11 protein-coding genes are annotated in these 13,484 nt (G+C 66.8%); all 11 read right to left on the bottom strand.

The window, feature by feature from the left end:
• Position 1: 1 nt before the first annotated feature.
• The gene (locus tag AC1DBX_RS12630) at positions 2 to 769 is read right to left on the bottom strand and encodes an SDR family NAD(P)-dependent oxidoreductase (protein ID WP_476857133.1); all 768 of its coding nucleotides are present in this window, start codon (positions 767 to 769) and stop codon (positions 2 to 4) included.
• A 31-nt stretch (positions 770 to 800) separates the two neighbouring features.
• On the bottom strand, positions 801 to 1,787 hold the full coding sequence (locus AC1DBX_RS12625) for a 3-hydroxyacyl-CoA dehydrogenase family protein (protein ID WP_476851397.1): 987 nt from the start codon (positions 1,785 to 1,787) through the stop codon (positions 801 to 803).
• A gap of 2 nt (positions 1,788 to 1,789) precedes the next feature.
• Positions 1,790 to 2,272, bottom strand: a complete 483-nt coding sequence (locus tag AC1DBX_RS12620) for a ribose-5-phosphate isomerase (RefSeq protein ID WP_018775886.1) — start codon at positions 2,270 to 2,272, stop codon at positions 1,790 to 1,792.
• Entirely contained in the window at positions 2,269 to 4,041 is a 1,773-nt protein-coding gene (gene dhaL, locus AC1DBX_RS12615; RefSeq protein WP_476931878.1) for a dihydroxyacetone kinase subunit DhaL, read from the bottom strand. The genes AC1DBX_RS12620 and dhaL overlap by 4 nt, the downstream gene beginning before the upstream one ends.
• Positions 4,042 to 4,154: 113 nt before the next feature.
• The gene (locus AC1DBX_RS12610) at positions 4,155 to 5,159 is read right to left on the bottom strand and encodes a sugar phosphate isomerase/epimerase family protein (RefSeq protein ID WP_476887472.1); all 1,005 of its coding nucleotides are present in this window, start codon (positions 5,157 to 5,159) and stop codon (positions 4,155 to 4,157) included.
• A gap of 78 nt (positions 5,160 to 5,237) precedes the next feature.
• Complete coding sequence (locus AC1DBX_RS12605) at positions 5,238 to 6,350, bottom strand: 2-hydroxyacid dehydrogenase (protein ID WP_476887471.1); 1,113 nt, start codon at positions 6,348 to 6,350, stop codon at positions 5,238 to 5,240.
• Positions 6,347 to 7,687: an MFS transporter gene (locus AC1DBX_RS12600; protein WP_476857129.1), complete on the bottom strand. Its 1,341-nt coding sequence runs from the start codon at positions 7,685 to 7,687 to the stop codon at positions 6,347 to 6,349. The genes AC1DBX_RS12605 and AC1DBX_RS12600 overlap by 4 nt, the downstream gene beginning before the upstream one ends.
• A 170-nt stretch (positions 7,688 to 7,857) precedes the next feature.
• On the bottom strand, positions 7,858 to 8,568 hold the full coding sequence (locus tag AC1DBX_RS12595) for a GntR family transcriptional regulator (RefSeq protein WP_476872093.1): 711 nt from the start codon (positions 8,566 to 8,568) through the stop codon (positions 7,858 to 7,860).
• 594 nt (positions 8,569 to 9,162) lie between these two features.
• Positions 9,163 to 10,233, bottom strand: coding sequence for an alkene reductase (locus AC1DBX_RS12590; RefSeq protein WP_476931877.1), 1,071 nt, complete (start codon positions 10,231 to 10,233; stop codon positions 9,163 to 9,165).
• Positions 10,234 to 10,315: 82 nt separating this feature from the next.
• Positions 10,316 to 11,371 (bottom strand): 2,3-butanediol dehydrogenase, encoded by a 1,056-nt coding sequence (locus AC1DBX_RS12585; protein WP_476931876.1) that lies wholly within the window; start codon positions 11,369 to 11,371, stop codon positions 10,316 to 10,318.
• Positions 11,372 to 11,518: 147 nt separating this feature from the next.
• Positions 11,519 to 13,309 (bottom strand): NAD(P)-binding domain-containing protein, encoded by a 1,791-nt coding sequence (locus AC1DBX_RS12580; protein WP_476931875.1) that lies wholly within the window; start codon positions 13,307 to 13,309, stop codon positions 11,519 to 11,521.
• Between the last annotated feature and the right edge of the window lie 175 nt (positions 13,310 to 13,484).

The raw sequence follows: 13,484 nt of genomic DNA, 5'->3' as shown, positions 1-13,484 counted from the left end.
CTTAGTGCATGTAGAGTCCGCCATCCACATTCAGCGTCTGGCCGGAGATGTAGCCGGCGTCCTCGCTGATGAGGAAGGCGATGGCTGCTGCAATGTCCCGGGTGGAGCCGACCCGGTTGACCACGAGGTCTTTGGTGAGTTCGTCTTTGCGTTCCTCGCTAAGGGTGCCACCCATGATGTCGGTGTCGATGGGCCCGGGTGAGATGGCGTTGACCGTGATGTCGTATTCGCCCAGTTCACGGGCCGTGGCCCGGGTCAGGCCGATCACGCCGGCTTTCGCCACGGAGTACGGCGTCTTGGAGAAGGTGCCGCCGCCACGCTGCGCGGAGACAGAGGAGATGTTCACGATGCGCCCGATCCTGTTGTTCACCATGGATTCCGCGACGCGGCGGGTGGCGTAGTGGACGCCGTTGAGGTTGATGTTCAGCACCCGGTCCCATTCGGCGGCGTCGAGTTCCAGGTAGGGCACCGGAGAGCTGACGCCGGCCACGTTGGCGAGCGCAACGATCTGCGGCAGTTCCGCCTCGATGGCGTCGATTGCCGCGCGGACCGAGCCTTCGTCGGAAACGTTGGCGCCGGCGCCGAAGGCCTTGACGCCGTGCTCGGCTGCCAGTTCCTTGGCCGCCGCCTTGCAGAGTGCGTCATCGAGGTCGATGATGCCGATGTTCCAGCCCTGTGCGGCCAGGTAGCTGGCGGTGGCGCGGCCGATGCCGCGCTCGGACACGGCGCCGGTGATGATGGCGGTGCGTTCTGTGGGAAAAGTGCTCATGGGTACTCCTTGATGAAGACGGGAACGGGAATCAGCTGATGGGGGCGGGGCCGAGCTCGTCGATGAGCTTCTGCATGGCCACGTACGCCTTGTTCCGGTAGGCGATCAGTTCCGGCGTGCGCTCCGCCGGGACGTTCAGGAAGCCCGCGCCGGTCTTGGTGCCCAGCTTTCCGGCCTCCACCAGGTCGGTGAGGATCTTCGGCGTCGCGAACCGTTCCGGGAAATCGGTCTGGAGGGACTTGTAGCAGAAGTTGTAGACGTCCAGCCCGGCCATGTCGGCTATGGCGAAGGGCCCGAAGAACGGCAGCCGGAAGCCGAAGGTGGTGCGGACCAGGGTGTCGACGTCCTCCGCGGTCGCGATCTCCTGTTCCACCAGCTGGGCGGCCTCGTGGAACAGCGCGTACTGGAGCCGGTTGAGCACGAAGCCGGTGACGTCCTTGACGACGGCGGTCTGCTTGTTGGCCGCGTGCACGAGGTCGCGGACGGTGCCGACCGTCGCGGCCGAGGTGCCGGCATGGGGGATGATTTCCACGCCCGGGATGAACGGGGACGGGTTGGAGAAGTGCACGCCCAGGAAGCGTTCCGGGTTGGTGACCGGCTCGGACAGGTCCGCGATGGAAATCGTGGACGTGTTGGACCCGATGATGGCGTCCGGGCGGGCGGCCGCGCTGATGCGGGCGAGAGTCTGGTGCTTGATCTCGATGACCTCGGGGACGGCTTCTTCGATGAAGTCGGCGTCCGCCACGGCCTCCTCGATGTCCTTGGCGGGCCAGAGGTTTTCCTTCAGGATTGCGGTGGCGCCTTCCGGGAAGAGCCCGGCGGCAACGAATTCGTCGGATTCGGCCAGGAGCCGCTCGTAATTCTTCTGGGCTACTTCCGCGGACACATCCGCGAGCGCCACCCGGGCGCCACCGAGTGCCAGGACCTGTGCGATCCCGCCACCCATGTAGCCGGAGCCGACGACGGCGATCTTGCGGGCGGCGTTGATGGCGGCTGCGGTTGCTGTTGATTCGGTCATGTTCAGACTGCCTTCGTGTATTCGGGTTCGTACGAGCAGATGGCGTCCACCTTCGCGGCGGAGGAGGAGTTTTCGTCGAAGCGGTGGCTCAGCCATTCGCCCACGAGCTTCTTGGCCAGTTCCAGCCCGATGACGCGCTGCCCCAGCGTGAGCACCTGGGCGTTGTTGCTCAGGACGGACCGCTCCACGGAGTAGCTGTCGTGGGCCGTGACGGCGCGGATGCCGGGGACCTTGTTGGCCGCGATCGCCACGCCCAGGCCGGTGCCGCAGATCAGCAGCGCCCGGTCGGCGTCGCCGTCGGCGATCTTGCGGGCCGCGTCGACGGCGACGTGCGGATAGGCGGTGGAGTCATTGGCGCCGACTCCCACGTCCTGCACGGACGCCACGCGGGGGTCGGCTTCGAGGAGCGCCTTCAGCGCGTTCTTGTATTCGACGCCGGCCTCATCGTTGCCGATGACCACGCGCCAGCCTGTTGCTGTGCTCATGCTTGTGCTCCTTGTTCCGCCGGCTCGGGGGTGCCGGGCCGGGATCCTGTGTCTGCGGTGTCGGTGTGGGTGGATATCCGGGTCGCGATGAGGGCGAAGGACACCGCTCCGGGGTCGGGGTGGCCGAGGCTCTTCTCGGCGAGCGGGCGGGCCCGGCCTTTGAGCGGACGCAGCCCGGCGGTCCGCTCTGCGGCGGCTGTGGCGGCGGCCGCCGCCGCCGCGAGGGAACCGGCCACTGGTGTGCCGGCGTCGAATGCGGTGAGGAAAGCGTCCTGGAACGGCAAGAGGGCGTCCACCATGGTCTTGTCCCCCGGCTCGGCCTTGCCGAGCGCGGTGATGGCATCCACGAAGGCCGTGACCGCGGCGGCCGCGTCCTCGCCGCTGTAGCTGTCCTGGTTGCCCAGGGCCTGTCCGGCGGCGATGATCGCCGAGCCCCAGAGCGCACCCGAGGTGCCGCCGGCGCGTTCGCTCCAGGCCTCCCCCGCAGCGGTCAGGACCCGCGACGGCGAGGCGCCCCCGTCGTTCGCGGCAGCCTGTTCGGCCGCGGTGACTGCCGCGTCCACGCCGCGGCGCATGCCGATCCCGTGGTCGCCGTCGCCGGCGACGGCGTCCAGACGGCCCAGTTCTTCCTCGTGCTCGACCACCACGTCCCGCGCCTGGCCGAGGAAGTCGGCGGCCAGCCGGCCGAGGGCTGCCGCCGCGGCGGTGGGCCGTTCGACGTCGGCGGTCTCTTCGGCGTCCGGACCGGCGAGTTCGCGGCGGGCACGGGGTGCCAGGTTTCCCTTGCGGAACGCCGGGGTGTCGGCCGGGGCGGCCCAGTACTGTTCGAGTTCCTCGTCCAGCCACAGCAGGGTCAGGGACAGCCCGGACATGTCCAGGCTCGTGACGAGCTCGCCGCATTCGGGTTCGACGACGGTGAGCCCGGCCGCGGTGAGGAGTTTCTCGATCTTGCCGAACAGCAGGAAGAGTTCGTCGTACTTGACCGTGCCAAGGCCGTTGACGATTGCGACCACGCGGGTGCCGGCGTCGTCCGGTTTGTCGGCCAGGAGCCGGCTGACCAGGAGTTCGGCCAGTTCGGAGGCGGTGGGCATGGGGTGGTCGGAGATGCCCGGTTCGCCGTGGATGCCCAGGCCCAGGGACATGTGCCCCGCGGGGACAGAGAACAGCGGGGCCTCCGCGCCGGGCAGCGTGCAGCCGTCGAAGGCCACGCCGAGGGACCGGGTGCGGTAGTTGGTCCGGATGGCCAGCCGTTCGACGTCGTCCAGGCTCAGTCCCGCCTCTGCGGCGGCGCCGGCGATCTTGAAGACCGTCAGGTCCCCGGCGATGCCGCGGCGCTTCTCGATCTGCTCCAGCGGGGCGCTGGCGATGTCGTCGGTGACCAGGACAGTGCGGGTTTCGATGCCTTCGGCGTTGAGGCGCAGCTGGGCCTGGCCGAAGTGCAGGACGTCGCCGGCGTAGTTGCCGTAGCTCAGCAGCACGCCGCCGCCGGCGTTGGCCGTCTTGGCCACGCGGTAAACCTGGCCGGCCGCGGGCGAGGCGAACATGTTGCCGCAGGCCGAGGCGGTGGCCAGTCCGGGCCCGACGAGGCCGGCGAAGGCCGGGTAGTGCCCGGAGCCGCCGCCGACCACCAGGGCCACCTGCCCGGAGGGGACTTCGGTGGAGCGGACGACGCCGCCGTCGACTCGGGCCACGTAGCCGCGGTTGGCCGCAACGAAGCCGTCCAGTGCCTCATCCGCGAAATCAGCGGGATTGTCGAAGATCTGGGTCATGGTTCCTCATTGAATCCGTGTTGGAGAACTAATGCTGTGGGTAGAGAGGTGGGGTGGTGCGGCCGCCCCCAAGTGGCTTGACGGCCGCACCACGCCCCGGTGTCGGCGCCCGTTCAGGCGCTGGCGAGTGCCGTGGCTGCCGGCAACTGCCGGCCCTGGGCCACCTGGCTCCTGCCGAGGGCGTAGCCGTCGGTCTTCGGCAGGACCTGGCGGCGGAGGTAGTCCTGGTTGCTGGCCGTGACGCTGAGGCCGTCGCCGCCGTAGTGCTCGGTGCACAGGATGCCCTGGAAGCCGACGGAGAGCGCGGTCTTGAACGCCTCGCGGTAGTTGATGAGGCCGCTTTCCATCGGGGCCGGCATCGCCACGTAGGTGTCCCGGGCGACGTCCTCGTCGCGGATGTAGTTCTTCATGTGCCAGTAGTTGGAGTACGGGAGGGTCTTGGCGACCATCTCGCGCCAGTCCTCGATCGGGCGGTGCAGCCGGATGAGGTTGCCGATGTCCGGGTTGATGCCGACGTTGGCCAGGCCGATGTCCTGGACCAGCTGAACGGAGGAATCCGCGGTGCCGAGGTACGTGTCCTCGTACATTTCGAGCGAGAGCAGGACACCGACCTCGGCCGCGTGCTGGCCGAGTTCGCGCAGGCGGCTCACAGCCTTGCCCCACGTTTCCTTGTCCCCTGCAGGGTCCTTGTACCCTTCGACGGTCCAGAACCAGAGCTGCTTCTGCTGCTCAGCGGTGATGGCCTGGTGCAGTCCGAACGAGACGACCTCGCAGCCCAGCTCGGCGGCGGCGTCGATGGTGCGGTGGCTGTACGCCAGGTTGGCTTCCCAGTTGCCTTCCTCGATCACGCTGCGGCGGATGGCCGAGATGACGGGGATGCCGATGCCGACGTTGTCCGCGGTCTGCTTGAACTCGGCAAGCCGCGGAGAGCTCAGGTCGCCGGGGCGGACCCAGCTGTCCGTGAGGTCGGCATTGGCAAAGCCGGCGTCCTTGACCTCGCTGAGGACCTCGGCCCAGGCGGAGGCGTCGGCGTCGTTGATGTGGCTGCCCTGCGCGTCGGTCCCCGGGAACTGCAGGAGCGCTGCGGTGATGGGCCAGTTTTCGGCTGTATAGGCCATGGGTTCACTCCTTCGTGGAATCCTGTTTCCTATAGGATTTACTATCTATAGGGATGTTGTCAAGGTCACACCCCCGGGTTACGGGCGCTTCGCGGCGAAGGCCGCGGTCGCGAAGACCTCCGGATTCAGGACGTTGGCAGGGCGCTCCCCTGCCGCGACCGCCAGGATTGACCCAATGGCGCTGGCAGCGACGTCCCGCGTGAAGTCCTCGGTCCAGCACAGGGAATGCGGGGAAAGCACCACGTTGTCCAAGGTCAGGAGCTCGTCGTCGGGAAGCAGGGGTTCCGGCTCAAAGACGTCCAGGCCGGCGCCGGCGATCCGGGCGTCCCGCAGGGCGTCCCGGAGGGCATCCGTGTCCACGAGCTTTCCGCGGCCGATATTGATCAAGTAGGCGCTTGGCTTCATCCGCGCCAACGCGGCCGCGCCGATCAGTTTTTCGGTCGCCGGTGTCAGCGCGGCGCAGAGCACGACGTAATCCGAGCGCTCCAGGAGCTCGTTCAGGCCCAGCAGCTTGACGCCGAGTCCGGCGGCCTCCGCGTGTCGGCCGCTGCGGTTGTTGCCCACGACCTTCACCCCGAGCGGGGCCAGGAGGCGGGCGAGCTCAGCGCCCACGCTGCCGAAGCCCACGATGCCGACCGTCTGGCCCACCAGCGGCGCGCCGCGGTAATGCTCGCGCTGCGCCCAGTCAGAGGTCCGGGTCAGCCTGTCCTTGGCCAGGAGCTTGTGCGAGAGCGCCAGGAGCAGCGTCAGTCCCGCCACCGCCAACGGCCGCCGGATGGCATCCGGGGTGTTGGTGACAACGATGCCGGCGCGGGTGCAGGCGTCCAAGTCGATGGTTTCGTAGCCGGCCCCGAACCGGGCAATCAGCCTCAGGTCCGGGGCGTGGTCCACGGTGCGTGAATCGAAGGCGATGTGCCCCAGGGACAGCACGGCCTGGACCCCGGCGAGGTCGGCCAGCGGAACCGGGTCTGTGTAAGTGGGCAGGACGCTCCAGCTGATGCCATGCTCGCTGAGCCGCTGCAGCCCCAGATCCCCGTGAATGGAGCTTCCGTCCGGCCGCGCGGCGTCGGCGGTGACGGCCACGGTGAACGGCGAGCGGGCGGTGCCCGCAGTGGAGGTTCCCGCCGCAGTGGTGGTTTCCGCCGCCGGGGCGGCCGCCGTCGTCGTCAATGCATTTGTTGCTGTGCTCATGCGTCGGTTCGGCTTTCTGTCTGCGTTGCTGCGGCCTTGTCCTTGATGGGTTCGCGGACCAGCACGGTGTATGCCACTGCGGCCAGGGCGGCGATGACGCCGCCGATCACGAACGACGGCGCGTAGGAGCCGGTGGCATCGGCGATCACACCGGTCAGCAGAGGGGCAAAGGCGCCGCCGAAGTAGCCGCCGAAGTTCTGGATGGCACCGACGGAGGCAACCTGTGAGTTGTCCACGATGTCGCCGGGCATGGCCCACGCGGCCGCCTGCATGGTGGCGACGAAGCCCAGTGCCACGGTCATGACAGCGATGGCGAGCGGGAGGGAATCTACGAACGGGATGAGGCAGATCAAGATGCCGGCGGCAATCGCTGCAATGGACATCACGTGGCGCTTGGCCAGCAACGGATCGCGGCCGGCCTTCTTCGCGTAGCGCGTCATGACCCAGCCGCCGGTGATGCCGAGGATGGCTGCGCCGAGGTACGGGACAGCCGCAAGCCAGCCGGAGGTGGCGATGCTGGCACCGCGTTCTTCCTGCAGGTAGAGCGGCAGGAAGACGATGAAGATGTTCCAGATCCAGATGACGCAGAAGAATCCGGCCATCATGCCCCAGATTTGGCGGTGCTTAAAGAGTCCGAGCCACGATACCTTCTTGGCAGTCAGGAGCTGGGTGGTGCGCTGGCTTTCGATGTAATCCAGTTCCTTCGCGCTGATGCGCTTGTGCTCTTCGGGAGCGCGGTAGTAAAGGAAGAAGGCCAATGCCAGCACGATGCCTGCGACGCCGAGGAAGAGGAAGATGGCCTGCCAGCCGAACGCGAGCATGATGGCGGTCAGGACGGGCGGCGCGATGGCGGGTCCCCACTTGGAACCGCTGTCCCAGATGGCGGTGGCCTGTCCGCGCTCGGCCCGGGGGAACCAGTCGGCGGTGAGCTTTGCCGACGCCGGCCCGTTGGGGGCCTCGGTGATGCCGAGCAGGAAGCGGAAGGTGACGAATTGCCACATCTTTGTGCCGACGGCCATCAGCGCGGTCGCGATGCTCCAGCCCGCGATTGCGAGGAAGTACATCCGTCGGGCGCCCAGCTTGTCCACGAGCCAGCCAGCGGGCAGCTGGGCAAAAGCGTAGGTCCAGGAGAACACGGTGCCCAGGAGGCCAATGTCCGTCCGGGTCATGCCGAAGTCTTTGATCAGTTGCGGCGCGGCGATGGAGATTGCACTGCGGTCCATGTAGTTGATGATGCCGGCGGCCAGCGCCCAGCCGAGAATCCACCACCGCAGATTCTTGATGGTGCGGCGTGTTGCGGACTCCTTGGGCCCTGCGGCCAAAGTTTCTGTTTGCACTCTTCACTCCCTTGTGACTCCCCATGCCGGCACCGTAGCCGTCACAATCGAAGATCCTATAGGGTCTTCGATCAGCTGTGAAGGGGGTCACAAAAAGAGGGCTCAGAAGCCGGGCGCGGCGCGCTGTTACGTGGTGTTGGGCCCGCGTGCGTCAGCCTGGGAAGTGAGCCTTATTCCGCGGGGGCGTCCGCTATGGCGCGGCCGCGCACCTTTTGCACGTGCTCGGCCATGGCGGCTGCGGCCTTCTCCGGGTCGCCCGTCGCCAAGGCATCCAGGACGGCCTGATGTTCGGCGATCGCGTGATCGGCGTCGGTGATCCCCACTCCCCCGAACAGGCGGAAGCGCTGAATCTGTCCGCCGAGGGCGGCATAAGCGGCCACCATGAACTGGTTGCCTGTCTGCTCCGCGATCAGCCGGTGGAACCGCTCGTCGGCCTCGAGGTAGCCGCGGAACTCGGCGAAGGAAGGCCCGCGCGGCGCGTCCTTGAGATCGGCGACTGCCCGTTCCAGTTCGGCCAGGTGGCCGGGCGTCAGCCGTGCACACGCCAGGCGGGCGTTCACGGGCTCGATCGCGAGCCGGGCTTCCATGAGCTCGGCGAAGTCTTCCCGGGTGAACACCGGAGCAACCCGGTAGCCCTTGAGGGCCACGCGGCGCACCATCCCGGTGTGTTCCAGCCTGGCGAGCGCCTCCCGCACGGGGGTGGGCGAGACGTCGAGTTCACGGGCGGTCCCGTCGATGCTGACCGCGGTTCCGGGTTCCAGCCGGCCATCCATCAGCGACGCCAGAAGTTCTTCATAAACGTGGTCCGCCAGGACCTGCCGGCTGACTGCGCGGCCGGCGGGGCGCCCCTCAGAATGGCTGCCGGTGGAAGCTAATTGCATCTTCAGATCCTATAGGACTAGGCACGGCGAGGCCCCCTCCGGGACATGCCCATTTGCCGCCCCCACCGCTGGACATGCCCCTCGCTCCACGTCATGGGCCCAAGAGGGACATGCCCAATCCCGGCGCCAGCCACGGGACATGTCCAGTGGCCAATTCGTCGAGGGAACATGTCCCGGCGGCTCCGATGTGCAGGACGGGACATGCCCACCCGCACACTCCAGCGAGGGACATGTCCAGCCTTGGGCCCAACCAACGAGGGACATGCTCATTGTTAGATGCGACCAGTGGGCAGAATGGCATTCTGCTCACTGGTCGTGGCGGCCGCTGGGCATGTCCCATGGCCATGATGCGCCGCGTGGAACATGCTCTCTCGTGCAGATCATCGCGGCACATGTCCGGCAGCGGGTGCGGCCCTGTGACTCGCGCATTCAGTCTCGGACCTGCCCTGCGAGGGACATGCTCATTGTTAAATGCGACCAGTGGGCAGAATGGCATTCTGCCCACTGATCGTGGCTGCGGCTGAGCATGTCCAACCGAGCGTGTCCTGCGCGGCGCGTGCGGCGCCGCGGGAGTCACCGCGCCCGCAGTTGGCCCTAGTTCTGGTAGGCCGGGTAGTCGGTGTAGCCCTCGGCGCCGTCGGTGTAGAACGTGGCCGGATTAGCCTCGTTGACCGGCAGGCCTTCGCGCCAGCGGCGGACCAGGTCCGGGTTGGCGATGGCGGGGCGTCCGACGACGACGGCGTCAGCGTGGCCGTCCGCGACCAGCGCCTTGGCTTCGTCGCGCGTGGTGACGATGCCGAAGCCCGTGTTGATCAGGAATGTCCCGTTGAACCGTGCGCGCAGGTCCTGGACAAGCTCGCTGGTGGGGTCCTTGTGCAGGATGCTGAGGTAGGCCAGCTTCAGCGGAGCCAGCGCGTCCACGAGGTGGGCGTAGGTGGCCCGGACGTCAGCCGCATCGAGTTCGAGGGCACCCTGGACATTGTGCTCCGGCGAGATGCGGATGCCAACACGGTCCGCGCCGACGGCGTCCACCACTGCCTGGGTAACTTCAATCACGAAACGAGCCCGGTTCTCCGGAGAGCCGCCGTAGACGTCGTCGCGCTGGTTGGCGGCCGGAGTGAGGAACTCGTGCAGCAGGTAACCGTTGGCCGAGTGAAGTTCGACGCCGTCGAATCCTGCCTCAACCGCCTTGCGGGATGCCGTCACGAATTCGTCGACAATGCCCGGCAGTTCCTCTGTGGTCAGGGCGCGCGGGACGGGGAACGCCTGCTTGCCCTCGTACGTGCGGGTCTCGCCGTCGATGGCAACGGCGCTGGGTGCGACTACTTCGTAGCCACCGGTAGTGTCCTGGTGAGTGACGCGGCCGGCGTGCATGACCTGGGCGAAAATGCGGCCGCCCTCGGCGTGCACGGCGGCTGTGACGTTGGCCCAGCCCGCGAGCTGCTCGTCGGTCACGAGGCCGGGCTGGCCCGGGAAGCCGCGGCCTGTGTGGCTGGGGTATGTGCCTTCACTGACGATCAGGCCGAGCGAGGCGCGCTGACGGTAGTGTTCGACCACCAACGGGCCGGGGATTCCTTCTTTGCCGGAGCGGACGCGGGTAAGCGGCGCCATGACGAGCCGGTTGGGTAGTTCCAGCTCGCCGAGGGTCATCGGGGAAAACAGCATGCGCAGTTCCTTTCGCAAGGGGTTGGTTCACTGGCGGCAACTGCGAGGCGTCTGCAACTATTCCCGCGTGAGACCCGGATCACTACGGGTGGACGATGATCTTCACCGCGGTGTCGTTGTGGTTGATCAGCGTGTCGAACCCCTTGTCCACCAAGTCGTCCAAGGCGATCCGCCCCGTGATGAAGGGTTTCAGGTCGACTTTTCCTTCCTGGACGAGCTTGATGGCGGCTTCGTGGTCGCCGCAGTAGGCGATGGTGCCGCGCAGGTCGATTTCCTTCAGCACCACTTTCTGCATGTCGACCGTGGCCGGGTGCCCCCAGATCGAGACGTTGACGACGACGCCGGCGGGCCTCACGACGTCGAGCATGGTGTCCAGCACCGCATTCACACCGGCACATTCAAACGCCGCATCGGCCCCCGTACCGTTGGTCAGTTCCAGCACGCGCGCCTTGACGTCCTGGGCACTCGGATCGAGCACGTGATCCGCGACCCCGGACGAAGTCGCCTTGTCTTTGCGGGCGGCCGACAGCTCGGTAACGATCGTGGTGACGCCGATGCCTTTGAGGACCGCGGCGGTCAGCAGGCCGATGGGTCCGGCACCGCCGACGACGGCGACGTCCCCGGCTTTGACGCCGCTCCGGCCGACGGCGTGATACGCCACCGCAAGGGGTTCGATCAGTGCGGCCTCGTCCAGGGGGATGTCGCCGACAGGGTGCACCCACCGGGTGTCGACGACGATCTTCTCGCTCAAGCCGCCACCGCCGCCCGCCAGGCCGATGAAGCCCAACTTGGTGCACAGGTTGTAGTGGCCGCTGAGGCAGGGACCGCATTCATTGCAGACGTAGTACGGCTCCACGACGACGTTGTCTCCAACGGCCAGACCGCTGACGCCTTCCCCCAGTTCCTCGACGGTGCCGGAGAACTCGTGGCCGAGGGTGACCGGGGCGGCCTCGTGGGTGAGCCCGTGGGGGTGGCCGGGCGGCGGGGTGAAAATGGGTCCTTCCAGGAATTCATGGAGGTCGGTGCCGCAGATACCGCACCAGGCCACGGCGATCTTCACCGTTCCCGGTCGCAGCTCCGGCTCTTGAATGTCTTCGATCCGGAGATCCTCGCGGGCGTGGAATCGTGCTGCTTTCATGGTGTTTCACCTTCGCAGTCCAGGACCGTGGATGCGCCCGGTCAGGCGCATCCACGGAATAAAAGTTGGATTTTCACAGCGGGGCCGTAGCCCCAGTCTGGTGGCCGTGCCTGAGATTGTCACGACCCCGTGAGTCGGCGCGTGCGGTTAGCGCGCGTGATGCGTGGGCTGCAGTTCGAAGACCGGCGTCGGCAGTCCTTCCATCCTGGCCTTGAGCTGCAGGGCAAGATAGTTCGAATAGTGCCGGCTCTGGTGCAGATTGCCGCCGTGGATCCACAGGTTCTCGACGTTGGTGGGCTTCCACATGTTGCGCAGTTCCCCCTCCCACGGCCCCGGATCCTTGGGCGTATCCGATCCGAACCCCCAGCACTTGCCGACGGCGTCTGCCACGTCGGGCGAGACCAGATCAGTCAGCCAGCCGTTCATCGACCCATACCCGGTGGCGTAAATAATGACGTCGGCATCCAGCTCCGTTCCGTTGGCCATCACGACGGAGTTGCCGGTGATCTTGCTGACCTGGCCATTGGCCAGCTTGACCTGGCCGTCGATGATCAGCTGCGAGGCGCCGACGTCGATGTAGTAGCCGGAGCCGCGCCTCAGGTACTTCAGGAACAAGCCGGAGCCGTCAACGCCGAAGTCCAGGTCAAAGCCGGCAGCCTCGAGCTGGGAGTAGAACTCCGCGTCCCGGCGGGCCATCTCCGCATAAACCGGGATCTGGGCTTCGGGCAGAATCCGGTACGGCAAGGAGGCAAACAGCAGGTCGGCTTTCTCCGTGGTGACGCCGTTGGCCAGTGCCTCTTCGGAGTACAGCCCGCCGAGAGCGAGGTCCATGAGGGATTCACTGCGGGCAATATGCGTCGAGGACCGCTGGACCATGGTGACGTCCGCGCCGTGTTCCCAAAGGTCGGCGCAGATATCGTGGGCCGAATTGTTGGAGCCGATGACCACGGCTTTCTTGCCGGTCCAGTCGCCACCGCCCGGGTGCTTGGACGAGTGGTACTGGTCCCCCAGGAAGGACTCGGCGCCGTCGAACGTGGGGACGCTCGGGTACCCCGATACACCCAGGGCGAAGACGAGCTGCTTCGGGCGCAGGGTGACCGGTTCGCCGTCGCGCATCACCTCCACCACCCACTCCTGGGACGTTTCGTCGAAGCGGGCGTTGGTGCACTCGGTCTTGGACCAGTAGTTCAGTTCCATGATCCGTGTGTAGTTTTCCAGCCAGTCGCCGATCTTGTCCTTGGCCGCGAAAACCGGCCAGTCGTCGGGGAACTTCATGTAGGGCAGGTGGTCGTACCAGACCGGATCGTGCAGGTGGAGGGACTTGTAGCGGTTCCGCCAGGAGTCACCCGCGCGCTCATTCTTTTCGATGATGATGGTGGGCACTCCGAGCCTCCGCAGCCGCGCGCCCAGCCCGATCCCGCCCTGGCCGCCGCCGATGATGACGGTGTAGGGCTGGTCTTCGTAGCCGAGCCTCGCCTCCTGCTCCTCCTTCAGTTCCAGCCAGGATTTGCGTCCTTTGGTGATCTCGTGGGCCACCCCCTTGTCCCGGTTGGGGCCCTTCTTTTCCTCAAAGCCCTTCAGTTCCTGCATGGTGGTGAGCAGGGTCCAGCATTTGCCGTTCCGGAGGCGCAGATGGGCGTAGCCCCGGGCCTGGGCGGTCTCGAAGTTCACCCAGGCCTCGGCATTGGCGGCGTCCCCAGTGGCGTCCTCGGCGAGGGTCCAGTTGCTGGGCTGCACGTCGCCCAGGGTCGCCTCGAGCATGCGCCGGATGTCCTCTTTGCCCTCCAGCGTCTTGAGGTTCCAGGTGAAGGAGACGAAATCGCGCCAGTACGAGTCGTCGTCAAAAAGTTCCAGTGCGGCGTCCGTGTTGTGGCTGCGCAGTGCCTCATCGAACTGCGCCAGCCACGCCCCGACGACGCCGTTTGGTGTCTCAGGCATGTTTCCTCTTTCCATTGCTGACAGGGGGCCGCTCCCGTTGCGTGGCGCATAGACCACGCAGTGACCCGCATCACAAGTAAAAGTCGCAGGGGGTTACAATCGGGTTACACGGAGCTCTCAAGCTGTCGGCGGGCGCGCAGGTTGGCCGACGGCGGCAGGGACCCAGCCGGGTGCG

Source organism: Arthrobacter sp. 10N44_2, assembly GCF_056394385.1.
Note: the sequence above shows the minus strand (reverse complement) of the source record. Positions and strands in the feature narration are given on the sequence as shown.